The organism is Nitratireductor rhodophyticola (assembly GCF_019891355.1).
Classification (GTDB): Bacteria; Pseudomonadota; Alphaproteobacteria; order Rhizobiales; family Rhizobiaceae; genus Nitratireductor; species Nitratireductor rhodophyticola.
The window spans coordinates 853,303-878,753 of sequence record NZ_JAHSSF010000002.1 but is presented as its reverse complement, the minus strand read 5'-3'; the positions used below and the strand labels follow the sequence as shown (position 1 = coordinate 878,753).

Below are 25,451 nucleotides of genomic sequence, written 5' to 3'. Positions count from 1 at the left end.
GGACCGGCACGGCCGGACCGAAACGTTCAAAACATTCCGGGCAATCTAGTGCCCTGCCCCCACGCGGGGCAAGCGGCGAATGCGCACGGTGCGCTTACCCGCCAATCACGAAGTCGTTTACAGGGGTTGCGCAAACTGTCAACGTCGCGCCCATGATCGAACTTGTCCGTACCAATGATCCCGTGGTCATTTCCTTTGTTGAGAGCCTCCTGCGCGACGCCGGCATCGCTTGTTTCGTCGCGGACCAGAACATGAGCATTATGGAAGGCTCGCTCGGCATCCTGCCGCGCCGTGTCATGATCGACGCGAATGACGAGGCGGCGGCCCGGCAATTGCTGAAAGATGCAGGCATCGGGGATGAAGCCCGTTTCGATGATGGAAACAATGCCTGACACGCGTACCGAAGGTTTGCACAGCGTCGATTCCTTCCATCGCGATGCGTTCCGGCTCGTCCAGCCCACGGGTCGCGGCCACCGCTCCGGCGTCGATGCCATGCTCGTGGCCTCCGCCCTGCCGGGCAGCCTTGAAGGCGCAGTTGCCGATCTCGGTGCCGGTGCCGGTGCTGCCGGTTTCGCCGTCGCCGTCCGTTGTCCCAAAACCTGTGTCACCCTTGTCGAGAATGCTCCGGAAATGGCCGAATGCGCCCGCCGCAGCATTGCGCTGCCGGAAAACGCCGCCTTTTCCGACCGTATGCGCCTGATCGAGGCCGATGTCACGCTGTCGGGCGATGCGCGCGAGAGGGCCGGGCTTTTGCGCAATGCCTATGCCGCCACCATCATGAACCCGCCCTTCAACAGCGCCAGCGACCGCGCCACGCCGGATGCATTGAAGCGCGCCGCCCATGTCATGGACGACAACCTTTTCGAGGCATGGCTGCGCACGGCAGCCGCCATCACCAAGCCAGGCGGATTTCTGGCGCTGATCGCTCGCCCCGCCTCGCTGTCGCCCATTCTCCAGGCGCTTGAGGGCCGTTTCGGCAGTGCGCGCATCGTCCCGGTGCATGGGCGCGCCGGCAATCCGGCCATCCGCATTCTCCTGCGAGCGCAGAAGGGCAACCGCGCCGGGCTGACGCTCGAACCGCCCCTCATCCTGCGCGACGCCGACAACCAGGTGACCGAACGCGCCGAGGCGCTGACCAACGGACAGGCGGCGCTTTTCGGCGATTGAACGCGCCCGGCCATTGCACGAACCGCGCAAATGCCTACATGCTCACGAGCAACACGTTCCATTCTTCTGGAGTAAGCACGCCCTTGCGACGCCTTGTCAGCCGTCTCGTCCCCAAAAAACTCCGCGGTGATGCCGTCACCATTCCGGTGATCCGGCTTTCCGGCGCGATCATGCCGTCCAACAGCCTGACACGCCAGAACCTCTCGCTCGCGACCACCGCGACCGTGATCGAGAAGGCGTTTGCCGTGCCCGACGCGCCGGCCGTCGCCATCGCGCTCAATTCGCCGGGCGGCTCGCCCGTGCAGTCGCGCCTGATCTTCCGCCGCATCCGCGATCTGGCGGTGGAGAAAGACAGGAAGGTCTTCATCTTCGTCGAGGATGTGGCCGCTTCCGGCGGCTACATGATTGCCGCAGCGGGCGACGAGATCATCGCCGACCCCTCCTCCATCGTCGGCTCTATCGGCGTCGTGTCCGCCGGCTTCGGCTTTCAGGAGCTTATCAAGAAGATCGGCGTTGAGCGCCGCGTCCACACGGCCGGCCAGAACAAGGCGATCCTCGATCCCTTCCAGCCGGAAAAGAAGGAAGACGTCGAGCGCCTGAAGGCCCTGCAGCTCGAGATGCACGAGATGTTCATCAATCTCGTCAAGGAGCGGCGCGGCGCCAAGCTCGCCGACGATCCGGAGCTTTTCACCGGTGCCTTCTGGACGGGCACGCGCGCGCTCGATCTCGGTCTGGTTGACGGTCTCGGCGACATGCGCTCCGTTCTCAAGGAACGCTATGGCAAGAAAACGAAACTCGCGCTCATCACCCAGCCGCGCGGCCTGTTCGGACGCAAGCTCGGTATTTCCAGCAGCGCCGGCAGCATTCCGGATCTCGGTGCTGCAATCGCCGGCAATGCCGCCACGGGTCTGATCGAGGCTGCCGAGGAACAGGCGCTCTGGCGCCGTTTTGGACTTTGACGAGGCGCGCCCGGGCGTTAAACTCGCGCGCGAAACCGGAGGATCGACAATGCCGCAACTGATCTTCTTTGCCGCGGTGGGCGTGGTGGCCTATGTCGGCTACCGCAAATTCGTCCGCGAGGCAGAGCGCGTCACCGCAAAGGCGCGGCGCGCGCGCAGGGAAGCGGCGAATGGCAGCATGGGAACGCTCGTCTACGACCCGAAGACCGGCGAATACCGCGTCGCCAAAGACTGATACCTGAGTAGAAGCATGCAAAGCATGATCGCCCCCGCCAAGGTGAATCTGGCGTTGCACGTCACCGGACGGCGCGTCGACGGCTATCATCTGCTGCACAGTCTTGTCGCCTTTTCCAGCCATGGCGACCTGCTCGAGGTGGAAGACGGGGCGGAAGACGATTTCTTCGTTTCCGGCCACTTCGCCGCCCATGTCCCCATCGGCGAGACCAATCTGGTCACCCGCGCCCGCGATCTTCTGCGTGAAACATTCGGGGAGAGAGCCGGCGCACCCGTCCATCTGCACCTTGAAAAGAACCTGCCCGTCGCCTCCGGCATCGGTGGCGGTTCGGCCGACGCGGCTGCCGCGCTCAAGCTTCTCGTCCGCCACTGGCAGATCGACGTCGACGAGGTCGCGCTCGCCAGGCTTAGCCTCAGCCTTGGCGCAGATGTCCCCATGTGCCTGTCCTCGAGACCGCTCCTTGCGCGCGGCATCGGCGAAACGCTCGAGGAACTGCCGCATTTCCCGGCCCTGCCGCTTGTTCTGGTGAACCCCAACATCCCGCTCTCCACACCAGATGTCTTTTCAGGGCTTGAGCGGCGCGACAATGCTCCCCTGCCCGCCCTCGACACGTTCCCCGACACCGTATCGGCCGCCAAATGGCTCGAAGGCGCGCGCAACGATCTGGAAGAGCCGGCCTGCCGGCTCGTACCGCAGATCAGGGATGTGCTCGGCGCTCTCAGGGAAGCCGGCGCGCTTGCCGCCCGCATGTCCGGTTCCGGGGCCACCTGTTTCGGCGTCTTCGGCTCGTCGCACAAGGCGCGTCAGGCCGCATCCATTCTTGAAGCCCGTCATCCCGACTGGTTTGTCCTTGCCACCCAAACCACTGCCCCAGAGCACGGCCAGACCGAGCATGACCATGCCCACTACGCCAGCGCGTGATTTCATCCCCGTCCGCTTCGCCGTGCTGACCGTTTCCGACACGCGCGGCCTTGAGGACGACCGTTCCGGCCAGACCCTTGCCGAACGGATCGCGCAGGCCGGCCACACGCTCGCCGACCGGAAAATCGTCGCAGACGATATCGAAGCCATCCGCATGGCTGTCAAACTGTGGTGCGCCGATCCCGGGGTCGATGCCGTCATCACCACGGGTGGCACCGGCTTCACCGGGCGCGACGTGACGCCGGAGGCTCTGGAACCGCTGTTCGACAAGCGCATGGATGGCTTCTCGCAGGTCTTCCACCGCATCTCCTACGAGAAAATCGGCACCTCCACCGTCCAGTCGCGCGCCACCGCAGGGCTTATCGACCAGACCTTCGTCTTTGTCCTGCCCGGCTCCACCGGCGCCTGCCGCGACGCCTGGGACGGTATCCTGAAAGACCAGTTCGACTACCGGCACATGCCGTGCAATTTCGTGGAAATCATGCCGCGCCTGGCCGAACATCTGAAGCGCGGCGGCGGCAAGTCCGCCTGATCCCTTCCTGAGCTTGAAAACCTGAAGCATTTTGCAGTCAGGTGGAATCACCTGACGTCCGCACAAATGCGGAAAAACAGACAGATAGAGCGGAGCAGCGTTTCCGTGAAACGGTGAACCGCTCTGAAGACTGCGGCACCGTCACCGCGATCCCTTCCGCACGCCTGTGGAAAACTCGCGCGCCTCGATTTTGCCAAAAGTTCTTGCTTTGTTCTTATTCTTCGAATAGGAATAGATTCATCGGCAGCGACGCTGATTCTGCTTTCGGCTTTGGTCCCCGCGTACTGGAAAGCCAGCGAAATCGCTCAGTCATGGAGCAAGCCATGGAACAGATTGTGAGAGCAGATGCAGCCGCCTTCGATGGCGGCGGGGCCGCGATGGCCAACACGGTTATCGACCGGTCGGGCATTCGCATCGATTCCGAGCGCCGGCGGGGCCGTGCCGCAGGCATCAATCCATCGGGCCGCTATGAGCCGGTCTCCCGTCATGTCTTTGACGATGGCTGGGGTTCGCTTGAGGAATTGCCGCCCTTCAAGACCGAGGTCCAGGTGGAAAGGCCGCGCACCATCATCACGCGCAACGCCTCGCCCGACATCTCCTTTGACCGTTCCATCAATCCCTATCGCGGCTGCGAACATGGCTGCGTCTATTGTTTCGCCCGCCCCACCCACGCCTATATGGGTCTGTCGGCGGGGCTCGACTTCGAGGCAAAGCTCTTTGCCAAGCCGGATGCCGCCCGGCTTCTGGAGCGTGAGATTTCCAAACCGGGCTATCAGCCGCGCACCATCGCCATCGGCACCAACACCGATCCCTACCAGCCCATCGAGAAGAAATACCGCATCATGCGCGAGATTCTCGAAGTGCTTGAGGCGCACGGGCACCCCGTCGGCATCGTCACCAAGTCGGCGCTCGTCATGCGCGACATGGATATCCTCTCCCGGATGGCCGAACAGGGGCTGGCGAAGGTGGCGCTTTCCATCACGACGCTCGACCGCAAGCTTGCCCGCACCATGGAGCCCCGTGCGGCAACGCCCCCGCGCCGTCTGGAGACCGTGCGAGCGCTGAGTGAAGCCGGCATCCCGACATCGGTGATGATGGGGCCTGTCATTCCCGGCCTCACCGATTGCGAGATAGAACGCATCCTGGAATCCGCGGCCACTGCCGGCGCGCGCGAGGCGGGCTATATCATCCTGCGCCTGCCGCTCGAGGTCAGCCCCATTTTCAAGGAGTGGCTTCTGCGCCATGCACCCGACCGTTATCGCCACGTCCTGTCCCTGATCCGCTCCATGCGCGGCGGCAAGGATTACGACGCCGAATGGGGCAAGCGGATGAAGGGCACCGGCCCCTATGCCTGGCAGATCGGCCGGCGCTTCGAGATCGCGGCAAAGCGGCTCGGGCTCAATCAGGAAAAGCGCAGGCTGAGAACGGACCTGTTCAGGCAGCCGCAGCCGGGAGGCGAACAGCTCATGCTGCTTTGACAGCGCCCTGCCCGATCCGCCTCCTGCTTCGGCATCGCAGATCGACGCATCGGAGCGGCACCCTGTTTCCGTAAGACAGCGCCGTTTCCGACAGCACACCCTTCCCGTCCGGCTTGCATCCCCGTAGCCGACGGAAGCTTCCCGGCCCATCCGCCCCCTCGTTGCCGGGAGGCCCTTGCGGAGAATCGGAAGCGATGCGAGCATCGCCGCATCATGGCTCGCACGCGTTCCGATTCTCCCACTCTTTTCAACCTGCCCGTTCGTCCCGACTTCCAGATGGAGGCAGGCCTTCTGCGCGAGGGGCTTGCCCCCGTGGCAGGGCTCGACGAGGCGGGACGCGGTCCGCTGGCAGGCCCTGTTGTCGCCGCCGCAGTCATTCTCGATGTGAACCGTCTTCCCGACGGGCTGGACGATTCCAAACGGCTTTCCGCCGAGGCGCGCGACAGGCTCTTCGAAGCCATCATCGAGATGGCCGTCAGCGTCTCCGTCGCGTCCCTCAGCGCTGCGAGCATTGACGGATCCGACATCCTGCGCGCCAGCCTTGAGGCCATGCGCCGCGCAGCGGCCGGGCTTTGCGTCACGCCGCTCTTTGCACTGGCCGATGGCCGCGATGTGCCGCCGGGGCTGTGCTGCCCGGCGCGTGCCGTGGTGAAGGGCGATCAGCGCAGCCAGTCCATCGCCGCTGCTTCCATCGTCGCCAAAGTGACGCGGGACCGCATGATGACGCGTGCGGGCGGTGTGACGCCGGCCTACGGTTTCGAGGCGCATATGGGCTACGGCACCAAGCGCCACCGCTCAGCCATAACGGAGCATGGCGCAGTGTCGCGCCTGCACCGGATGAGCTTCGCCCCGCTGCGCGATCTTGGACCGTCGCTACCCGCCTCAGAAAGGCGAAACACCGATCAGCCACTGGTGGAGGCCGGCGACAAACACGCCATAGATCGCCAGCCCGCCTAGAACGGCAACCGCATCCCCCGTCCACCCAACAGGCTGCCTGACCTTGCCGCTGCCGGGCCGGTTCGCAGCCGAAATCCAGTCGATCGCCGCCCAGACGGCGAAGCCGCCGAAAAGCGCTACGTCTGCAAGCGTTCCGTTCGCCATGAGATGAGCGATGCCCCACAGAACCGTCGCGAGCAGCATGGGGTGGCCCACAGCCATCCTGATCCGGCTCGGCACATAGGCGGCGATGAGCAGGGGAAAGACGGGCAGAAGGAGAACAAGCGCCAGATGGCGCAGCGATACAGGCGGTGCGTAAACCAGTGTCGGGGCCATACGGGCCAGGCCATAACCCCACACAATCAACACCAGCCCGACAATCGAGATCCCGGTGTATGTAAGCAGCCACGCGCGTTCGCCATTGCTTGCCATCATCTGCGTTCGGAAGCCCGGCGCTACGATCCGTAAGGAATGGACCGCCAGGAAGAGGACAAGCCCGGTCACGAGTACCGACATGGGGGTCTCCGTTTGCATATCAATCTATAGTTAGATACTATAACTAAAATTAGAAGCTATAGCGATGCAAATGAAATCTGCAGCGAGAGTAGAAGTGCCAAGCCGAAAGGAGGCTCAACGCGCTGCCACCTTGCGCGAGATCCATACAATCGCGCGAGACCTGCTTGTTCATAACGGAAGCAGTGCGGTCACCATCAACGCGATCGCGCGCCAAATGGGCATGAGCGGACCGGCTCTCTATCGCTATTATCCGAGCCAGGCGGCTCTGATTGAAGCACTGCGCGCGCAGTTTTTCGAGGAGTTGATCGCTTTCATGCGGGCGGCTGGCGAGCAGCCAGGGGCCGACACGCCGGGCCGCCGTCTGAATGCCATTTGCCGGGCGCTGCGCCATTGGGCGCTCGCGCATTCAGCCGAGTTCGGCTGGCTGTTCGCAGACCCCGTAGCTGCCAGCCGAGCTGTCGCGCTTCCGCATGACGCGCATCACGCATCTCCCGGTGCGTTTGGGCAGGTATTCCTCGAACAGGTCGCCGCAATCTGGCACACGCAAAGGTTTCCCATCCCGGACCTCGACGGCATGCCGACCACGCAGGTCGAGCAGCTCATCGCGTTCAGCAGCCGTATCGACGGCCTTCTTCCGCCCGATGCGGCGCATGTCTTTTTAAAATGCTGGATCAGGCTCTACGGTCATCTGTGCATGGAAGTCTTTCAGCAGGTCGCCTTTGCCTACACCGACATGGAGCCGTCCTTCGAGGAATGCCTGAGCGAGCTCTGTGCGCTGCTTGATGTGCCCTGTGAGCCGCCGGTCTGAGGCCCAATAAAAAACGCCGCCGGAAACCGGCGGCGTTTCAAAATGTTACGCTTTCGAAAGCTCGTCAGTTCAGCTTCGACTTCACGTCCTGGATTGAAGCCTTGAAAAGCTCTCCGCCGGTCTTGGCGTCGACCTTCTCGGCCAGAATGCTGCGGGCGGCTTCCACGGCGAGGTCGACGGCGCTTGCGCGCACCTCGTTCACCGCGTCCTGCTCGGCCTGCACGATTTTTTGCTCGGCAAGGGCCGTGCGACGGGCGACATACTCGTCCGTCTTCTGCTTGGCTTCCTTGACGATAAGCTCGGCCTCGTGCTTGGCGGCGCTGACGATGTCCTGCGCTTCCTGCTCGGCTTCCTGCCGCTTGCGCTGATACTCGGCGAGCAGCTGCTGCGCGTCCTCACGCAGCTTGCGTGCTTCATCCAGCTCATTGCGGATGCGTTCGGCACGCCCGTCGAGCGCGCCGTTGATCATGCCCGGCACCTTGAAGTAGGCAAGGACACCCAGGAAGATTATCAGGGCAACAAACGCCCAGAATGTCGCGTCCATGGCCCTCTCCTACTGCTTCACGGACTTGACGGCGGCTTTCGCCGCAGTCTTGTCGAGCTGGCCGCCGACCAGTTCCTGAACGATGGACGCCGCTGTGTCTTCGGCGATCGTGCCAACGTCCTTCATGGCCGTTTCCTTGATCGAAGCAATGCGCTTCTCGGCCTCGTCGAGCTTGGCGTCGAGCTGCTTCTCGATCTCGCGACGTTCAGCGTCCGCTTCCGCCTTGGCGGCGTCGCGGGCTTCCTGGCCGATGACATTGGCCTTCTTGCGGGCGTCAGCCAGCTCCTGCTCATAGGCAGCAACAGCCTCGTCCGCCTCTTCCTTCATCCGCGCCGCCTGGTCGAGATCCTGCGCAATGCGGTCGCGCCGCACTTCCAGGATACCGCCGATGCGCGGCAGCACGACGCGCTTCAGGAACAGATAGAACAGCCCGAAGGTGATCGCCAGCCACAGAATCTGCGACGGAAATGTGGACGAATCGAAAGGCGGGAAGCCGGCCTCGTGTGCGCCGTCAGACGCAACGCCGGTTTCCGAATGGGTCGCTTCCGCGGCGTCTTGCGCCGAGGCTGCGAATGCCGATGCCACAAACATTGTCTACCTCTTTTAAAACCGGCCGGACGCCCGAGAGCGGCCGGCCACGCACACGAAAGGCGCGCTTAGGTGAAGAGGAGGAGCAGGGCGATGAGCAGCGAGAAGATGCCGAGAGCTTCCGTCACGGCGAAGCCGAAGATCAGGCGGCCGAACTGGCCGTCTGCTGCCGACGGGTTGCGCAGGGCGCCCGAAAGGTAGCTGCCGAAGATGTTGCCGAGGCCAAGCGCTGCACCGGCCATGCCGAAACAAGCGATACCGGCGCCGATGGCCTTTGCTGCTTCTACTTCCATTTTAAAACTCCTTGTGATCGCGGATTTGCGTGTTTTCTTCAGACTTGGCGGAAACCGCCGGTGAAACCTGTTTTCCTCTGACCGGCCCTTGAGGCCGGAACGAAGCCGATCTTTTCAAACCTCTTGATCAGTGGCCGGGATGAACGGCGTCGTTCAGATACATGCAGGTGAGAACGGCAAAGACGTAGGCCTGCATGAAGGCGACGAGGAATTCGAGACCGGTGATCGCCACGGTCATGATCAGCGGCAGAATGGCACCGGCCACGCCGGCCGCGCCAAGCGCGCTCATGGAGGTGACGAAGCCGGCAAAAACCTTGAGCGTGATGTGTCCCGCCAGCATGTTGGCGAAGAGGCGGACCGAAAGGCTGACCGGACGCGACAGGAACGAGACAATCTCGATCAGCACCACCAGCGGCACCACAATGCCCGGCACGCCCTGCGGCACGAAGAGCTTTAAAAAGCCGAAACCGTGCTTCCAGAAACCGTAGACGACCACCGTTCCGATCACCAGAAGCGCGAGCGCGAAGGTGACGATGATGTGGCTGGTCACGGTGAAGAAGTAAGGGAAGAGGCCGAGCAGGTTGGCCATCAGGACGAACATGAAGATCGAGAACACGAACGGGAAGAACCGCATTCCGTGCGAGCCCGCCGAATCGCGCAGCATGGAGGCCACGAATTCGTAACTCATTTCCGAGATGGACTGCAGCCGGCCGGGAACCAGGCCACGGCTCGACGTCGTCAGGAACAGGAAAGCACCGGCAGCCACCACGGTCGCAACCATGAAGGCGGACGAGTTCGTAAAGGAGAAATCCAGTCCGCCGACCTCAATGGGAATCCACTTGGAGATCTGGAACTGATGGATCGGATCGTTGGCCACCTGGCCCCCCTCACTTCTGGTCTGGCGCCCGGGCGCCGTTCACTTCTTCTCAGGATCCCGCCCATCATCGGATGAGCGGATCCCAAATTCAGCAACAAGTCCCGCCGAGCGCAGGACATTGAGAACACCCGCCCCGAAACCGAGGAGCAGGAAAATGATCAGTCCCCAGGGAGACGTACCGGCAAAATGATCGATGAACCATCCAAGAGCAGCGCCGACACCCACGCCGGCAATAAACTCGCTGGACAGTCTGAGCGCCTGCGCGGCGCCTGCCATATCGCCCTTCGTCTCCCCCTCACCGCCGTCCTGCTTCGCCGGTCGTTTTTCCGCGAGAGCCTTCTCCAGATCGGCGCGCCGGCGCTCCAGGTCGTCCGGCTGATCCTTGTCGGCCACCGCAATCTCCGTACCGGGTTTGCTGGTCAGCGGCTATCCGCTTGAAAGTCGCGCGCAACATAGTGAGCACCCACGCCCCAGTCAAGCCGCTGTCGATGCCATTCACAAAGACGAAAATGTATTGAAAAACAATAATATAAGAAGATGCGACAATGCGCGCAGCGGCAAATGGCACGATGAAAACGGGAATCGCGGCAGGTCCTGCCGCATTTCAGCCTGTCATTTGCGCGATTTCGGCGCCCCTGTCAGTTCCAGCCGCCGCCATAGGTGCGGTAGAAAATGTGCTGACCGATCTTCTTCATGCGCTGCATAGCGCCGGCCCAGCGCGGATGCACATAGGTCGCATGATAGTGCGTGGAGGAGCCCACTTCGGGCAACCAGATCTTGCCGGCGGTCGTGGCCATCGCCACTTCCTGCGCGGTCTTGAAGTGGCCCGGGCTCTTCACACGGTCGCGGATTCCGTCGCAGGCGAATGAAAACTGGCAGCGATTGCGCCACTTCTCGTTCTGGTAGACGACGCCGCAGATAGTGTTCGGATAGGTGGGATTGCGCACGCGGTTCAGGATCACCTGCGCCACGGCGGCCTGACCCTTTACGGATTCGCCCCGCGCCTCGAAATAGATGCCGGCGGCAAGGCACTGCTGCTCCCTGTCGGAGAAAACCGTCTCCGGAAGCGGCTCACGCGCCCAGGGGTGATCCTTTGCGCCGACCGGAGGAATGAAACGGCCACCCGCCGGGTCTTCCTCGCGCAGAATGCTGGCGAACGGCGAGGCCTTCGCATAGTCCGGCTTCTGCGGCGCATAGGCCGTTGCAAGAATGTCTGGCCGATCATTGTTGACGAGTTCGGCAATCGCGCGCGGCAGGGCCGGATCGGCCTTCCTGTCCTTTTTCATGTAGAAAGCGGACGCGATGCGCACCTCCTCACCCTTGATGTCGGGATCGACAAAGGCCATCAGCTTCTGGTCGGGCTTCGGCTTTTCGAGAAGAAAGCTTGTTTTTTCAAAGATCGTGCCGGCTTCAAAGAGTTTGGGGGGCTGCACGGGCACGACCTGCACGAGACGCCCGGTCTTCTCTGCACGGTTGATGCGGGCTTCGTCCGGCGTGGTGCCGGTAAACCCTTTCTTGCCACGGAAGGCGATCTTCCCGATGCCGGGTGCAGCCATGCCCGATCCCGAAATACTGCCGGTCTTCAGATCACCGTCGACAAAGGGCATTTCGGCCTGGTGGATCGAACCGGCGACCGATTTCTCCACGAAAGCCGCCCAGCGCGGCCCCGTGCCTTCTTCTCCTGAGACGAGCCCGGCCATGTCCTGATGCGCGACAATACCTGGAAATCCGATCCAGAACCCCAGCGCCACCAAAGCTGGTGCCAGAAAGGAACGCGATTCATCAACCGCCTTGCGCGGTACTCTTCCACTCCGACGAAGCACCCACACTCTCCGCTACGCAACTCAACCCGATTTCCAAAACCATATTTGGTTAACCTTGATCACTGGTTAACGGGCTGGCCGGTCTTGCAGGCGCAACAGCGAACGCAAACGAAAACGGGCCTTGCGATGCAAAGCCCGTCACCTTTTGAACGCGTGGTGATACCGCCTTCAGCGGCGTTTCTTCGCCCGCCCCGCATAGGGGTTGTCGGAGGTGCGCAGCGCAACACGGATTGGAACACCGTAGAGATTGAACGTCTCTCGCAAGCCGTTCATGAGATAGCGCACATAGGATTGTGGCATCGCTTCAGGCCGCGAACAGGAGACAACGAAGCCCGGCGGCCGTGTCTTGATCTGCGTTATGTACTTCACCTTGAGCCGGCGTCCGGCCACGGCCGGTGGCGGATGCTGGCCCGTCGCGCCTTCCAGCCACCGGTTGAGGCGGCCCGTCGAGATGCGGCTGTTCCAGGTGCGGTGGGTCTTTTCCACCGCTTCCATAAGCTTGTCGAAGCCGCGCCCGGTCTCCGCAGAAATTGGAACGGCCTGCAGCCCGCGCACCTGCGGCAAAAGCCGCGCCGTCTTCTCATGCAGTTCGGCAAGCGTCTCCTGCCGGTCCTCGATCAGATCCCATTTATTGAAGGCGATGACCGGCGCCCTGCCCTCGCGGATGATCAGATCGGCGATCTGCAGGTCCTGTTTCTCGAACGGGATGGTCGCGTCGAAGACCACGATCACCACTTCGGCAAAACGCACCGCGCGCAGCCCGTCGGATACGGAAAGTTTTTCCAGCTTTTCCTGCACGCGCGCCTTGCGGCGCATGCCGGCCGTGTCGAACAGCTTGATCTTGCGGCCACGCCACTGCCAGTCGACGGAAATCGAATCGCGCGTGATGCCGGCTTCGGGGCCCGTCAGCATGCGTTCCTCGCCGAGAAGCGCGTTGATCAGCGTCGACTTGCCGACATTGGGACGCCCTACAATGGCGATCCGCAACGGTTTGGACGAATCGTAAACCGCCTCTTCTTCCGAATCGGGCTCGATGTCCTCGCCGACAGTGATTTCGTCCGTCGTGAGAACGGCCTCTTCCGGCTCTTCCGCCAGTGCCCGGTCCTCGCCGAGCGCCTCGACGATGGCGTCACGCAGGTCGGACATGCCGAGACCGTGTTCCGCCGAAACCTCGACCGGATCGCCCAGCCCCAGTTCCCATGCGTCAAGAACCCCGCTGCGGGCGGCATTCACGTCCATCTTGTTGGCGACGAGGACGACCGGCTTGCCGCTGCGGCGCAGAAGATTGGCGAAGGTCGCATCGTCGGGCATCACCCCGGCACGGGCATCGATCATGAAAAGCGCGATATCGGCCTCATCGATCGCCTGCTCCGTCTGGGCGCGCATGCGGCCTTCCAGCGTCGGTGCGGCGGCGCTTTCCAGACCGGCCGTGTCGATCACCTCGAATTTGAGGTCCTGAAGGCGGGCAGGATGCGAGCGGCGGTCGCGCGTCACGCCCGGTGTGTCATCGACAATGGCCAGGCGTCGGCCGGCAAGCCGGTTGAACAGGGTCGATTTGCCGACATTCGGCCGGCCGATGATTGCAAGCTTGAAGGCCATGGCGGCTTACCGGTTCCGGCTATTCGGCCGGGCTCGAGCCGAGAATCAGCTCGATCATCATCTCGGCACGCTGGCGCGTGTTGCGGGGTGCCTCGGCATCGCCGGAAATCTGCTGGAAGAGCTGCAGCGCATCGTCACGCTTTCCCTCTTTCCATGCGGAGAGCCCGAGCGCTTCGCGCGCAGTGTGGCGCAGCGCGTTACCGTCAGCCGTCAGCGTTTCAACCCGCGCGGAAACATCCGTATAGGAACCGTGATCCACCAGCAGAAGCCCGGAGCGCAGGCGGGCGATGTCGGCGATCACATCGGTCACGGACCTGTCAGCGGCAATCGCATCGAAGGCAGCGACAGCCCCTTCGGTATCGCCATCGGCGGCCAGAACCGTGGCAGCGCGCATGCGCGCGAGAAGCGGGTAGGAGCCGTACCCCCCCTCTTCCAGTTCCCTGAAGGCGGCCAGCGCTTCGTCGTTCTCGCCCTGGCGGGCCAGTTCCAGCGCCTGGGAAAAGGCATCGCCCGAGGCGTTTGCGCGCGAGGAGGTCCAGCGCTCATAGCCGACATAGCCTGCGGTCACGACCACGAGCAGCACGGCGGCACCAATAGCAATGGGCCCGAAACGACGCCAAAGAGATTTGAACTGATCCTGGCGGAGCTCTTCGTTGACTTCGCGAATGAAACTGTCGTCGGACATATGCGACCCATGTCTGGCGGGCATTTCCCGCGCTTTTCCGGTTCCGGGCTTTTTAGACGAAATTTGCCGCCATGGAAGGGGGGGCCGCCATTTCGTCCCGATTCTGTTGATTTGAAGTCAACATCAGCCGCGGCGCAACGGTGCTGCTTTCCAAACTCGGCCATATTTGGGCGGTAACGCTGCCCGCTTCGATTTGCATACTGGATTGCCCGATGATGCTCAAATTTCTCTGCGCCGGCGCGACCGCGCTGGCGTTGACAGGTTCCTGTTTTGCCGGCGACGCCGCGAAAGCGCAAAAGCCGCAATACGTGATCATCTCCTTCGATGGGGCGCTGCATCTGGAACAGTGGGAGCGCAGTCGCGCGCTCGGTCAGAAGACCGGTGCCCGCTTCACCTACTTTCTGTCCTGCGTTTATCTGCTCTCGCCCGAAACGCGCAAAGCCTACGAGGCCCCCGGCTTGCCGCGCGGGCGCTCGAATGTGGGAAGCGGCTATTCACGCGAGGATGTCGAGGGCCGTCTCGGCCAGATCTGGACTGCCCGTTCCGAAGGGCACGAAGTGGCAAGTCATGGCTGCGGGCATTTCGACGGGAAGAACTGGAGCGCCGAGGACTGGGCGCAGGAATTCGACCAGTTCACGACGATTGTCGCCGATGCCTGGAAACTGAACGGGATCGATGGAGAACCCCGGGGCTGGCAGGATTTCGCGCGCAGGGAAATTCGCGGTTTCAGGGCACCGTATCTGTCCACAAACAAAGGGCTTTTCAAGACACTCGAGAATGCGGGGTTCGCCTATGACGCGAGCACCGTTTCAAGCGGCCCTGTCCTGCCCAGAACACGCAATGGCGTCGCGCATTTTTCGCTTCCGCTGATACCGGAGGGGCCGCGCGACAGACAGATCATCGCCATGGACTACAATCTCTATGTGCGCCACTCCGGCGGCAAGGAAAAGCCGGAAGCTGCCGCCGCCTTTGAGCAGCGAACCTATGATGCCTTCATGGCCACCTTCGAGAAGGAGTATGCCGGACGTCGCACACCCTTCCAGCTCGGCTTTCATTTTACACTGATGAACGATGGCGCCTACTGGAACGCGCTGGAGCGTTTCGCAGAAGACGTCTGTGTCATGGAAGATGTGAAATGTGTGAGCTATCGCGACTACCTGGCAGCAGTCTCCGAAGCCGGCACACCCGCCCAGGGGGGAACCTGACTGAATCAATGAGCCCCGGCAGGTCCATGCCGGGGCTCATTGTACATTCAGATGGACGCACGGCGATCTAGAGCATCGGACCGAAAAGTGGAAACCGGTTTTCGGTTTATTCCGATGCTCCATCAATCGTTTAGATCGTCCTTTGTGCGTCCGGATGGACGCACGGCGATCTAGTTCCCGCTTGCCCTTTCATGCCGCAGCGCCTTGAAGGTGGCGTAGAGCATGACCATCAGAAGGATGGCGAAGGGGAAGCCCGTTGCAATCGCACCGGCCTGAAGCGCGGCCAGCCCGCCACCGAGCAGAAGCACGATCGCGACCAGGCCCTCGAAGAGCGCCCAGAAGACACGCTGCGCCACCGGAGCATCGATCTTGCCGCCGGCGGTGATCGTGTCGATCACCAGCGAACCGGAATCCGACGACGTCACGAAGAAGACAACCACCAGAATGATGCCGATCAGTGAGCTGATACCGGCCAGCGGCAGGTCAGCCAGCATCGCGAACAGCGAAAGTTCCGGCACATAATCCACCACCGTCTGCTGAACGCCCGTATAGCCTTCCGCAAGGAACTGGTTCATCGCCGTGCCGCCGAACGTGGTCATCCAGAGGATCGAAACCAGTGTCGGAATGATGAGTACGCAGACGATGAACTCACGCACCGTGCGCCCCTTCGAAACGCGGGCGATGAACATGCCCACGAAGGGCGACCAGGAAATCCACCACGCCCAGTAGAACGTGGTCCAGCCATGCATGAAGCCTGTGTCTTCACGACCGATCCAGTTCGACAGTTCGGGCAGTTCCTTCACATAGGACCATGTGTTGGAGAAAAAGCCTGTGATGATCGCCAGTGTCGGGCCAAATATAATGACGAACAGCAGAAGAAGGATGGCGAGCACCATGTTGATCTCGGAAAGGCGCTTCACACCGGCATCCAGCCCCGCCACCACGGAAACCAGTGCCACACAGGTGATGCCCATGATGAGCAGAACCTTGATCGTGTCCGTGTTCGGAACACCATAAAGCTCGTTCAGCCCGGCAAGGGCCTGCGAGGCGCCAAAGCCGAGGGAAGTTGCAAGACCAAAGAGCGTCGCGAAGACCGCCATAATGTCGATCAAGTGACCGGGCCAGCCGCGCACCCGTTCCCCCAGAATCGGGTAGAATGCCGAACGGATAGATAGCGGCAGCCCCTTGTTGTAGGCGGCAAGCGACAGCGAAAGCGCCAGCACGGCATAAATCGCCCAGGGATGCAGCCCCCAATGGAAGATGGTCGCCGCCATGCCCATTTCACGGGCTGCCGGCACCGCGCTCGCGACAAGTTCGCCATCGGCAAGCGGCGCCTCAAGACCGAGCGGCGGGTTGTTGAAATGATACATCGGTTCGAGAACGCCGAAGAACATCAGACCGATGCCCATGCCAGCGGCGAAGAGCATGGCAAACCAGCCGGAATAGGAATATTCGGGCACCGCATCCTTGCCGCCCAGCCGAACCTTGCCAAGGGGTGTCAGCGCGACCACGATGCAGAACAGCACAAACAGATTGGCCGACAGCATGAACACCCAGTCGAAGGTCGAGGTCAGCCAGACCCGAAGACCGCCCAGAACGTCGCCCGCTGCATCGCGAAAAATCAGTGTGACGATCACGAAAGCGACAATCAGCACGGCGGAAACGAAGAAAACGGGGTTGTGAACGTCGAGACCCAGCAGACGAATATTGTCCTGCCCCGGTTCAAGCCCGTGGTCCTCCTCAATGATTTCATTTGACATGTCTCACTCCATTTCTGTCCGAGAGCTGGAAGCGAACGACAGAATGGCCACCCGTCCCCGGAACACTCCTCCACACATTGAAGGGTGGCCCAAAAGCGCCATCGCACATTGTCTGTATGCGACCTCGACCGTGTGGATTGAGACCAAGGTCGGGCAAATAGAAGGCAGATGGAACCCCATGAGGCCAAATTTCTGCCCAAAAAAAACCAAAATCTGCATTTCGCGACGAAATTCGCGTTGATTTCAGTGGTCTAACTCACACAAGAAGACGAGAAATAGACACAAACTGCGCTTGTCTAACGGAGTTTTGCCGGATTTCATGTCCATGCTATATCGCTATAGGGACATCATTATTCGGACAGCTACAGACGGAACCAAATCAATGTCTGCAGCTTATGAACAAGGAACCAATTGGAGAGGATCCATGAAAAAGTCACTTCTTATCGTACCAGCACTGCTTCTCGGTGTCGCGGCCTGCACGCCAACCGAGCAGGGCGCCGCTTTCGGTGGCGCCAGCGGCGCGGCCATCGGCGCGCTCGCCTCGGGCAACAAGGTTGAGGGCGCCATCATTGGCGGCGCCATCGGCACCGTGGCCGGCGCCCTCGTCGGTCGCGCATCGGAAAACAGCAATCGCTGCATCTACCGCGACGAATACGGCCGTCGCTACGAGGCACGCTGCCCGCGCGGTTACTGATCGCCCGGCAGCGCAGGCCGCGCTGCCCGACGTCACAAAACATGGCGAAGGCCGGGATGCACCGCGCATCCCGGCCTTTCTCATGCCTGCATCCCTTGCGCCCCGGCCAGCCACGTCCTCCCGGAGAAGCGTGCCACGCTAGAGCAGATCACCGTTTCACGGAAACGCCACTCCGCTCTATCTATCTGTTTTTCCGCATTTATGCGGACGTCAGGTGATTCCACCTGACTGCAAAATACTCTAGAACGGCACCGCCTCCCCGACCTCTCGCGTCTTCTCGCTCCCCCGCTCCCCCGCTCCCCAAGCCTGCCCCTTCTTCCCGACGGTGAATTGACTTTTGTCAATCGCCGTGAATAATGTCGAAAGGAGGCGTGGAATGGCTTATCGTCCTGCAGACCAGATCATACACAAGGCCGCCTGGCTTTATTATACGCATGGCCTGCGTCAGGACGAAGTCGCGCGGCGGCTGAACATTTCGCGCGCGTCGGTGGCGCTTTATCTGCGCAAGGCGCGCGAGGCCGGCATCGTCAACATCTCCACCTCCACGCATCTCTTCAGTGGCGAGCGCCTTGCACGCCAGATGGAGGATGCGTTCGGGCTGGAGACCGTCTGGCTTGTGGGCGAGGATGCCTTTTCCCCTTCACCAGCCTCGGAGATTCCCACCCTCGCCGCAAATGTCTTTCTCGAGATGGTCGAGAATGGCGATCGTGTCTGCGTGGCCTGGGGACGTACGGTCTACGACATCGCCGATGCGATGAGCTATGCCGACCGCGAAGGCGTCACTGTCGTTGAAATGTGCGGCAATCTCGGCTCGCCCTATGCCTATCGCCCCGATCAGTGCACGATGGAGATCGCCCGCCGTCTGAACGCCAAGGGTCTGAACTTCTATGCCCCCCTTGTTCTGAGCACCGAGGAACTGGCCCGCGCCCTGCGCGAAGAGCCCGTCATCCGCGAACAGCTCGACGGCATCGGCGACTGCGATCTGGCGCTGTTCACCGTGGGTGCGCTCGATATCGACAGCCATGTCATCAAATGCGGTGCGCTCAGCATCGAGGAACTGGAGAAGCTCAAGGCGATGGGCGCGACCGGCGTCATCGCCGGCCAGATCATCACCGCCACCGGAACGCTGCTCGACTGCGACTACAACCGGCGCATGATCTCGGCCGATTTCGACGCCATCCGCGCCATTCCGAAACGCCTGATGGTGGTTCAGGAAGACGAGAAATTCGAACCCCTGCAGGCCGCAATCGCCGGCCGTTTCTTCACCCATCTGGTGACCACGTCATCCATGGCGACGAAGCTTCTGAAGCATCACATCGCCAGTGAACCCACGCCGGCCTGATCCACGCCGGCAAGCGCAACCCTTCAAGACACATACAGGACAGACATGCAGAACCTCTGGAAAGACAGCGAAGCCGAAAAGCTTGTCGAGCATTACGCCGCAAAGGGCGTCGACCGCGATCTGGCGCTGCGCGTCTACACGACCCGCCTTCTGGGCGGCGAGCCGCGCCTCGTGCTGCATGGCGGCGGCAACACCTCGCTGAAAAGCAAGGCGACCGACATTCTGGGCCGCGAATATGACGTGCTCTGCGTCAAGGGCAGCGGCTGGGACATGGGCGTGATCGAGCCGGAAGGCCTGCCTGCCGTGAAGATGGACGCGCTTCTGGCCGCCCGCAAGCTCGATGCGCTGGCCGACGAAGACATGGTTGCCATGCAGCGCGCCAACCTCATCGATCCGGGTTCCCCAAACCCATCCATCGAGACCCTGCTCCACGCCTTCCTGCCGCACAAATTCGTCGACCACACCCACTCGACCGCCATCCTCGCGCTGGTCGACCAGAAAGATTCCGAAGCGCTCTGCAGAAAGGTCTTTGGCGACCGGCTCGGCTTCGTGCCCTACATCAAGCCGGGCTTCGACCTCGCCAAGGAAGCCGCCGACATCTACGACAAGAACCCGTCCGTCGAGGGCCTGATCCTCGACAAGCACGGCATCTTCACCTTCGCCGAAGACGCGAAGACGGCCTACGATCTCATGATCGAGTTCGTCACCATGGCCGAGGACTATGTGGCCAAAAACGGCAAGGCTCCCTTCAAGCCGGTGGCGCTTCCCAAGGAACTTGCCACGCCGTCCGAGATCATGCCCTATCTGCGCGGCGCGATCGCTATTGACGAGGGCGAGGGCAAATATGGCCGCATGGTCTGCGATTTCCGCACCTCGCCGAAAATCCTCGATTATGTGAACGCCGACACGGCCGAAGAACTCGCCACCCGCGGCGTCTCCACGCCGGACCTTTCGATCCGCATCAAGACCGGCCCCATGGTTCTGCCCGCGCCGGAAGCCGGCAAGCTCAATGACTATGGCAAGGTGATCCGCGAAAAAGTCGCGGAATTCTCCGCCCGCTACAAGGACTATTTCGAGACCAACAACGCCGCCGACGATGTCGAGCGCACCATGCTCGACACCATGCCGCGCCTCACACTGGTGCGCGGGCTCGGCCTCATCGGCCATGGCCGCAGCATGAAGGAGGCGAAGATCGCCGCCGATGTGGGCGAGATGCTGGTGGAAGCGGTCACCGGTGCCGAGGCCATCGGCTCCTTCCACCCGCTCGCGCTCTCCGATCTCTTCGAGTTGGAATACTGGTCGCTTGAACAGGCCAAGCTCGCCTCCAACAAGCCCAAGCCGCTGTCCGGCCAGGTCACGCTGGTCACCGGCGGCGCAGGTGCCATCGGTGCCGCCACGGCAAAACTTTTCGCATCGCAGGGCTCCCATGTGGTGGTCGTCGACATGCATGCCGACAAGGCCGAAGAGGTCGCGAAATCAATCGGCAATGCCGCCATCGGCATTGGTGCCGACGTGACCGACGCGACAGCCGTGCGCGCCGCCTTCGACAAGGCGCGCGATGTGTTCGGCGGTGTCGACATCGTCGTCTCCAATGCGGGTGCGGCATGGGAAGGCAAGATCGGCGAGCTGGAAGACGCCACGCTGCGCAAGAGTTTCGAGCTCAATTTCTTCGCTCATCAGAGCGTTGCGCAGAATGCGGTGCGCCTCTTCAAGCAGCAGGGCACCGGCGGCGTTCTCCTCTTCAACGCCTCCAAGCAGGCGGTCAATCCGGGGGCGAATTTCGGCGCCTACGGCCTGCCCAAGGCGGCAACGCTGTTCCTCTCGCGCCAATATGCGCTGGATTACGGCTCCATCGGGGTCCGTTCCAACGCGGTCAACGCCGACCGCATCCGTTCCGGCCTTCTGACCAACGAGATGATCGCCAACCGCTCCACCGCGCGCGGCGTTTCGGAGAAGGATTATATGGGCGGCAATCTTCTCGGCCTCGAGGTCCGCGCCGAGGATGTGGCGCAGGCTTTCCTCAACCACGCCCTTGCCGAACGCACCACCGCCGACGTCACCACCGTCGACGGCGGCAACATCGCGGCAGCACTGCGCTGATATAGAGAGCCGGCAGGCCCCTCATCCGCCTGCCGGCACCTTCTCCCCGTAAACGGGGAGAAGGAGGAAGCTTCGATTGTCACGCCTCCAATCGCAACGTTGAAACAGCTCCACCACCCTCTCCACGCTTTCCTTCTCCCCGCCAGCGGGGAGAAGGTGCCGGCAGGCGGATGAGGGGCGAGCTCCAACGATCACAAGATCGCGCCCGCCATCCCGCACTCGCCCTTCGACAGGCTCAGGATGAGGGCTTTCGTTGCCACTTCACCGCAAGCCACGTACCCCGTTCAAGCCACCCCCGGCCTCCTTGCCCTTTCCCTCATCCTGAGCATCTTGAGCTTGCCGAAAGGCGAAGGGCCGAGGGAAAGGGCTCGCACAATCATCTCCGCGCTTTCCTTCTCCCCGCCAGCGGGGAGAAGGTGCCGGCAGGCGGATGAGGGGCAAGCGCCAACACTGCAAAGATCGCGCCTGCCATCCCGCCCTCGCCCTTCGACAAGCTCAGGATGAGGGCTTTCGTCGCCACTTCATCGCGAGCCAAGTACCCCGTTCAAGCCGCCCCCCGGCCTCCTTGCCCTTTCCCTCACCCTGAGCTTGTCGAAGGGCCGAGGGAAAGGACACGCACCATCATCTCCGCGCAAAACAAAAAGGGCGACCCGAAAGCCGCCCTCTTCAATCCATCCCACTCGCGGCCTCAGTCCCGCTCAGGCAGCGGCATCCAATCCGGCACCGCCACATCGGCATGGGCAAACTGCGGCATCTTCGCCGAGAGGTCGTCCATGTTCTTGATGTCGCCATCGTTCAGCGCCTGCTGGGTGATCAGCGTCGGCGGAACGATGACGCTCTTGCCCGGCTCCTCGCCGGCCAGAAGCATGGCAAGCGCGCGCACCGAAACCTCGCCCACAACGGCGGGGTTCGTGGCAGCTGTCGCCACCCAGGCGCTGCCCGGCTCACGCATGGCCGAAATGTCAGCCGTCGAAACGTCAGCCGAATAGATCTTGATGCTGTCGGAAAGACCGGCCTCGTCCACGGCGATCTTCACGCCCTTGGCGAATTCGTCATAGGGCGCGAACATGACCTGAATGTCCGGGTTTGCCGTCACCACCGAGCGCGCTTGGTTGGCCACCGAATTGGCGATCGGATTGTCGAGCGTGCCGAACTGCGCCACTTCCTCGATGCCCGAATATTTTTCCTTGAACTCGCGCCAGGTCTCGTCGCGGCGGTCGAGCGGCGCAATGCCGGCCACATAGACATAGCCCGCCTTCCACGCCTCGCCATTGTCCTTGATCGCCTGTTCCAGCGCCAGCCGCGCCAAATCCCGGTCGGACTGCTCGATCTGCGGGATCGCATCATTCTCGACATTCACGTCGAAAGCCACGACCTTGATGCCCGCATCGACGGCGCGCTGTGCGGCTTCCTTCATGGATTCGGTCAGGCCGTGCTGGATGATGATGCCATCAACACCAAGCGCAATCGCCTGATCCACCATGTCGGCCTGAAGGGCGGCGTCCTGCCGGCTGTCGAGCACGCGCAGGTTCACGCCCAGCGCCTCAGCCTGCTTTTCCACGCCCGAAAGATAGGCCTGAAAGAAATCGCCCGTGGAAAGATAACGCACCAGCGCGATCTCCACATCGCCCGGATTGTCGAATGGCGCGGGTTTGTCCTGCGCGCCGGCGGCTGCCGGCAGAAGCATGGTGGCGCCGGCCAGTGCCGCGGCCATCTTGCCCAGAAGTCTGCGTGAAATTTCCATACTCTTACTCCTCCACTGCCTGTTTTCTCTTGAACGGGCGCTACCGGGCATTCCTCCCCAGAAGCGCAAAGGTGAAGATCAGAGCGATGACGAGCACCGCGCCCTTGACGAAATCCTGCGTGTAATACGGCACGTTCATCATGGTGAGCCCCTGCAGGAGCACGCCGACGAACAGCGCCCCGATGGCCGTTCCGAACGCGTTCGGCTTGGCAGCGCCCAGCACCGCAAAACCGATCAGCGCCGCCGCCACCGCATCCAGAAGCAGATTGTTGCCCGATGCGATGTCGCCACGTCCCAGGCGCGCGGCCAGAAGAATGCCGCCGATCGAGGCGAAGACGCCCGAGATCACATAGGCCCAGATGCGGTAGGCCTTGACCGGCGCGCCGGCGAATTCCGCAGCCCGCGCATTGGATCCCACCGCATACATCATGCGGCCAAACCGCGTGTATTCGAGGAAGAACCAGATCAGGATGGCAAGCACGATCAGCACCACCACCGAGGCCGGCACAAGATTTTCGATGAAGAGGTCGAACCGATGTCGGCCGAGCGCCAGAAAGGCCTGGCTGAACGTGCCCTCGGCGGTCGAGCCATCAGGCAGCGTCATGCCGGTGGCGATGGAGCGCCCTTCGGTCGGAATGCGCTGCAGACCGATCAGCAGGAACATCATTCCGAGCGTCGCCAGAAGATCGGGCACCCGCATGTAGCAGATGATCAAACCGTTGATCAGCCCGACCAGCGCGCCGATGGCGAGGCACACCAAAACCGCGACAAGCGCGTTCTGCTCCAGCACCACCATCACATAGGCCGCCGCCATCATCGAGCTTGTGGCAATCGAGCCGATGGAGAGGTCGAAGCCGCCCACCACCAGCGTCGCTGTCACGCCAAGCGCCAGAATGCCGGTAATCGAAACGGATTGTAGGATGAAGACCGCCGCCTGCGGCGAGGTGAAGCCGCGCGTGGCAAGCGAAAAGAAGATGATCAGCCCCACCAGCAGGCTCAGAAAGCCATAGCGGATGGCCAGCTCGCGCAGCGAGCGGCCGTCTTTCGGCTGCGCCAGCGCCTCAGCCGGGGTTTCAACCGGGGTCTTGTCCGCCGTACGGCTGTCCATTCTCTAAACGCTCCCTGCGGGTTCCAGACGCTGGCCGGCCACTTCGGCCAGCAGCCGGTCCATATCCACGTCGGCATTGCGATGCTCGCCGACAATCGTGTTCTCGGACATGACGAGGATGCGGTCGGCCGTCTCCAGCGCCTCGTCCAGTTCGGTCAGAAAGACCAGTGTCGCGCGGTCACGGGCGCTTTCGCGCAGCTTGGCCGCGATGTCGTGGCGCGCGGCAATGTCGACGCCCTGAAACGGCTCGTCCAGGATCAGAAGCCGCGAGGGCTGCGTCAGCCAGCGCGCCACCGTCACCTTTTGCTGATTGCCGCCTGAAAGCGTTGCCAGATCGTCGCGCTCGGAGCGGCAGACGATCTTCAGATCGGCAATCTGGTCACGCGCCGTCTGGCGCTCGCTGCGCCGCCGCATCACGCCCACATTGGCGAAACGCGGCAGAAAGGGCAGGCTCATATTCTCATAAATGTTGAATTCCGGCACGATGCCCGTGGAGGCGCGGTCCTTGGCGACGAGGAAAACGCCATCCCGGATCGCGCTCTGCGGCGTCTTTGGCGCATAGGGTCTGCCGTCCAGCTCCATCGTGCCCGACAGAGGCGCGTGAATGCCAAAAAGGGTTTCTGCTAGCTGCGTCTTGCCCACGCCCACAAGGCCCGTCACGGCCACGATCTCGCCCGCACCCAGTTCAAGCGAGATCGGCTTTGCACCCTGTGCGATCCTCAAATCACGCGCCGAAAAGACCGGCGTCCCCGCCGCGCGCACATCAATGCTGTGGCGGCCGAGATTCTGCCCCAGCATGGCATTGACCGCGCCTTCGTAATCGAGCGGCTTGTCTTCGAACTGGCCGACAATCGCCCCGTCGCGCAGGCTCACGATCCTGTCGGCAACACGGCGGATATCCGACATGCGGTGCGAAATATAGAGAATGGCGACGCCACGCGCCTTCAGCCGGTCGATGAGCGCGAACAGCCGTTCGGCCTCATTGCTCGAAAGCGAAGAGGTTGGTTCATCGAGGATCATCACCTGCGGCTCGTGCGACATGGCGCGCGCAATCGCCACCATCTGCCGGTCGGCCAGCGAAAGGTCGGTCACTTCCGCGCCAAGATCGATCCCCAGCCCCATGCGCTCGGCCACGTCGCGCGCCTCACGCCGCACCTTGCGCGGATTGAAGAAGAAGCCGCTGCCCGCGCCATTCAGCCGGTCGAGCACCAGATTGCTGGCCACGTCGAGCGCGCCCACCACACCGTCATTGATGTTTTGATGCACCGTCACCACGCCGGCGCGCATCGCTTCTGCCGGGGTGGCAGGAGAGAAAGGCTTGTCGCCCAGCATCATCACACCACGGTCGGCGCGGTGAACGCCGCTCATGATCTTGACGAGCGTCGACTTGCCGGCGCCGTTGGCGCCCATCAGAACCGTTACCTCGCCAGCGCGCAGGTCGAGCCCCACTCCACGCAACACAGCGTTGGGTCCGAATGCCTTGGTCAGGCCGGCAATACGAAAAACGGCGGTGTCGCCCATGCTCTCCTCCCAATAT

26 protein-coding genes are annotated in these 25,451 nt (G+C 62.3%); 13 read left to right on the top strand and 13 right to left on the bottom strand.

What is annotated here, in order from left to right:
- The first annotated feature begins 152 nt into the window (after positions 1–152).
- From KUG85_RS09765 to KUG85_RS09730, 8 genes are all read left to right on the top strand, one after another.
- The gene (locus KUG85_RS09765; RefSeq protein ID WP_223005036.1) at positions 153–392 is read left to right on the top strand and encodes a putative signal transducing protein; all 240 of its coding nucleotides are present in this window, start codon (positions 153–155) and stop codon (positions 390–392) included.
- A complete protein-coding gene (locus KUG85_RS09760; RefSeq protein WP_223005035.1) occupies positions 385–1,167 on the top strand; it encodes a tRNA1(Val) (adenine(37)-N6)-methyltransferase in 783 nt (260 codons plus the stop codon). Before KUG85_RS09765 ends, KUG85_RS09760 begins: the two co-directional genes overlap by 8 nt.
- A gap of 83 nt (positions 1,168–1,250) precedes the next feature.
- Positions 1,251–2,126, top strand: coding sequence for a S49 family peptidase (locus tag KUG85_RS09755; RefSeq protein ID WP_223005257.1), 876 nt, complete (start codon positions 1,251–1,253; stop codon positions 2,124–2,126).
- Positions 2,127–2,175: 49 nt separating this feature from the next.
- Positions 2,176–2,361 (top strand): hypothetical protein, encoded by a 186-nt coding sequence (locus KUG85_RS09750; protein ID WP_007006833.1) that lies wholly within the window; start codon positions 2,176–2,178, stop codon positions 2,359–2,361.
- A 24-nt stretch (positions 2,362–2,385) separates the two neighbouring features.
- Positions 2,386–3,282, top strand: a complete 897-nt coding sequence (locus KUG85_RS09745) for a 4-(cytidine 5'-diphospho)-2-C-methyl-D-erythritol kinase (protein ID WP_223005256.1) — start codon at positions 2,386–2,388, stop codon at positions 3,280–3,282.
- Entirely contained in the window at positions 3,260–3,814 is a 555-nt protein-coding gene (gene moaB, locus KUG85_RS09740) for a molybdenum cofactor biosynthesis protein B (protein ID WP_223005034.1), read from the top strand. The genes KUG85_RS09745 and moaB overlap by 23 nt, the downstream gene beginning before the upstream one ends.
- Before the next feature lie 323 nt (positions 3,815–4,137).
- Positions 4,138–5,292, top strand: coding sequence for a PA0069 family radical SAM protein (locus KUG85_RS09735; protein WP_025029464.1), 1,155 nt, complete (start codon positions 4,138–4,140; stop codon positions 5,290–5,292).
- 213 nt (positions 5,293–5,505) lie between these two features.
- Positions 5,506–6,249, top strand: a complete 744-nt coding sequence (locus KUG85_RS09730) for a ribonuclease HII (protein WP_223005033.1) — start codon at positions 5,506–5,508, stop codon at positions 6,247–6,249.
- On the opposite strand, the gene KUG85_RS09725 is transcribed toward KUG85_RS09730, so the two are convergent.
- Positions 6,175–6,744, bottom strand: a complete 570-nt coding sequence (locus tag KUG85_RS09725; protein ID WP_223005032.1) for an NnrU family protein — start codon at positions 6,742–6,744, stop codon at positions 6,175–6,177. The genes KUG85_RS09730 and KUG85_RS09725 overlap by 75 nt on opposite strands.
- Positions 6,745–6,808: 64 nt before the next feature.
- Here KUG85_RS09725 and KUG85_RS09720 point away from each other — a divergent pair, with 64 nt between their 5' ends.
- A complete protein-coding gene (locus tag KUG85_RS09720) occupies positions 6,809–7,552 on the top strand; it encodes a TetR/AcrR family transcriptional regulator (protein WP_223005031.1) in 744 nt (247 codons plus the stop codon).
- Between the two features lie 64 nt (positions 7,553–7,616).
- Here the strand turns inward: KUG85_RS09720 and KUG85_RS09715 are convergent, their stop codons facing one another.
- The 8 genes from KUG85_RS09715 to KUG85_RS09680 form a co-directional block, all read right to left on the bottom strand.
- Entirely contained in the window at positions 7,617–8,096 is a 480-nt protein-coding gene (locus KUG85_RS09715) for a F0F1 ATP synthase subunit B (protein ID WP_065816110.1), read from the bottom strand.
- Positions 8,097–8,105: 9 nt separating this feature from the next.
- Positions 8,106–8,687, bottom strand: coding sequence for a F0F1 ATP synthase subunit B (locus KUG85_RS09710; protein ID WP_065816111.1), 582 nt, complete (start codon positions 8,685–8,687; stop codon positions 8,106–8,108).
- 65 nt (positions 8,688–8,752) lie between these two features.
- Positions 8,753–8,977 carry a F0F1 ATP synthase subunit C gene (locus KUG85_RS09705; protein WP_065816112.1) on the bottom strand — a complete coding sequence of 75 codons (225 nt, stop codon included), beginning with the start codon at positions 8,975–8,977 and terminating at the stop codon, positions 8,753–8,755.
- Between the two features lie 127 nt (positions 8,978–9,104).
- Positions 9,105–9,854, bottom strand: a complete 750-nt coding sequence (locus tag KUG85_RS09700; RefSeq protein ID WP_223005030.1) for a F0F1 ATP synthase subunit A — start codon at positions 9,852–9,854, stop codon at positions 9,105–9,107.
- Between the two features lie 39 nt (positions 9,855–9,893).
- A complete protein-coding gene (locus KUG85_RS09695) occupies positions 9,894–10,247 on the bottom strand; it encodes an AtpZ/AtpI family protein (protein WP_065816114.1) in 354 nt (117 codons plus the stop codon).
- Between the two features lie 245 nt (positions 10,248–10,492).
- Positions 10,493–11,677: a cell wall hydrolase gene (locus tag KUG85_RS09690; protein ID WP_223005029.1), complete on the bottom strand. Its 1,185-nt coding sequence runs from the start codon at positions 11,675–11,677 to the stop codon at positions 10,493–10,495.
- 168 nt (positions 11,678–11,845) lie between these two features.
- Positions 11,846–13,276 carry a ribosome biogenesis GTPase Der gene (gene der, locus KUG85_RS09685; RefSeq protein ID WP_065816116.1) on the bottom strand — a complete coding sequence of 477 codons (1,431 nt, stop codon included), beginning with the start codon at positions 13,274–13,276 and terminating at the stop codon, positions 11,846–11,848.
- A 19-nt stretch (positions 13,277–13,295) separates the two neighbouring features.
- Complete coding sequence (locus tag KUG85_RS09680; RefSeq protein WP_065816117.1) at positions 13,296–13,961, bottom strand: tetratricopeptide repeat protein; 666 nt, start codon at positions 13,959–13,961, stop codon at positions 13,296–13,298.
- Positions 13,962–14,176: 215 nt separating this feature from the next.
- Between KUG85_RS09680 and KUG85_RS09675 the strand changes: the two genes are divergently transcribed.
- Positions 14,177–15,166: a polysaccharide deacetylase family protein gene (locus KUG85_RS09675; protein WP_255606374.1), complete on the top strand. Its 990-nt coding sequence runs from the start codon at positions 14,177–14,179 to the stop codon at positions 15,164–15,166.
- A gap of 170 nt (positions 15,167–15,336) precedes the next feature.
- Here the strand turns inward: KUG85_RS09675 and KUG85_RS09670 are convergent, their stop codons facing one another.
- Entirely contained in the window at positions 15,337–16,926 is a 1,590-nt protein-coding gene (locus KUG85_RS09670) for a BCCT family transporter (RefSeq protein WP_065816118.1), read from the bottom strand.
- A 424-nt stretch (positions 16,927–17,350) separates the two neighbouring features.
- Between KUG85_RS09670 and KUG85_RS09665 the strand changes: the two genes are divergently transcribed.
- From KUG85_RS09665 to KUG85_RS09655, 3 genes are all read left to right on the top strand, one after another.
- Positions 17,351–17,620, top strand: a complete 270-nt coding sequence (locus tag KUG85_RS09665; protein WP_065816119.1) for a YMGG-like glycine zipper-containing protein — start codon at positions 17,351–17,353, stop codon at positions 17,618–17,620.
- Between the two features lie 376 nt (positions 17,621–17,996).
- Positions 17,997–18,962, top strand: a complete 966-nt coding sequence (locus KUG85_RS09660; protein WP_223005028.1) for a sugar-binding transcriptional regulator — start codon at positions 17,997–17,999, stop codon at positions 18,960–18,962.
- A gap of 45 nt (positions 18,963–19,007) precedes the next feature.
- Positions 19,008–21,062: a bifunctional aldolase/short-chain dehydrogenase gene (locus tag KUG85_RS09655; protein WP_223005027.1), complete on the top strand. Its 2,055-nt coding sequence runs from the start codon at positions 19,008–19,010 to the stop codon at positions 21,060–21,062.
- 688 nt (positions 21,063–21,750) lie between these two features.
- Here the strand turns inward: KUG85_RS09655 and KUG85_RS09650 are convergent.
- Genes KUG85_RS09650 through KUG85_RS09640 form a run of 3 tightly spaced genes read right to left on the bottom strand, consistent with a single transcriptional unit; the run spans position 21,751 to position 25,435 of the window.
- Positions 21,751–22,806, bottom strand: a complete 1,056-nt coding sequence (locus KUG85_RS09650) for a substrate-binding domain-containing protein (RefSeq protein WP_223005026.1) — start codon at positions 22,804–22,806, stop codon at positions 21,751–21,753.
- Positions 22,807–22,846: 40 nt separating this feature from the next.
- Positions 22,847–23,914 (bottom strand): ABC transporter permease, encoded by a 1,068-nt coding sequence (locus KUG85_RS09645; protein ID WP_245291769.1) that lies wholly within the window; start codon positions 23,912–23,914, stop codon positions 22,847–22,849.
- A gap of 3 nt (positions 23,915–23,917) precedes the next feature.
- Positions 23,918–25,435, bottom strand: a complete 1,518-nt coding sequence (locus tag KUG85_RS09640) for a sugar ABC transporter ATP-binding protein (protein ID WP_223005025.1) — start codon at positions 25,433–25,435, stop codon at positions 23,918–23,920.
- Between the last annotated feature and the right edge of the window lie 16 nt (positions 25,436–25,451).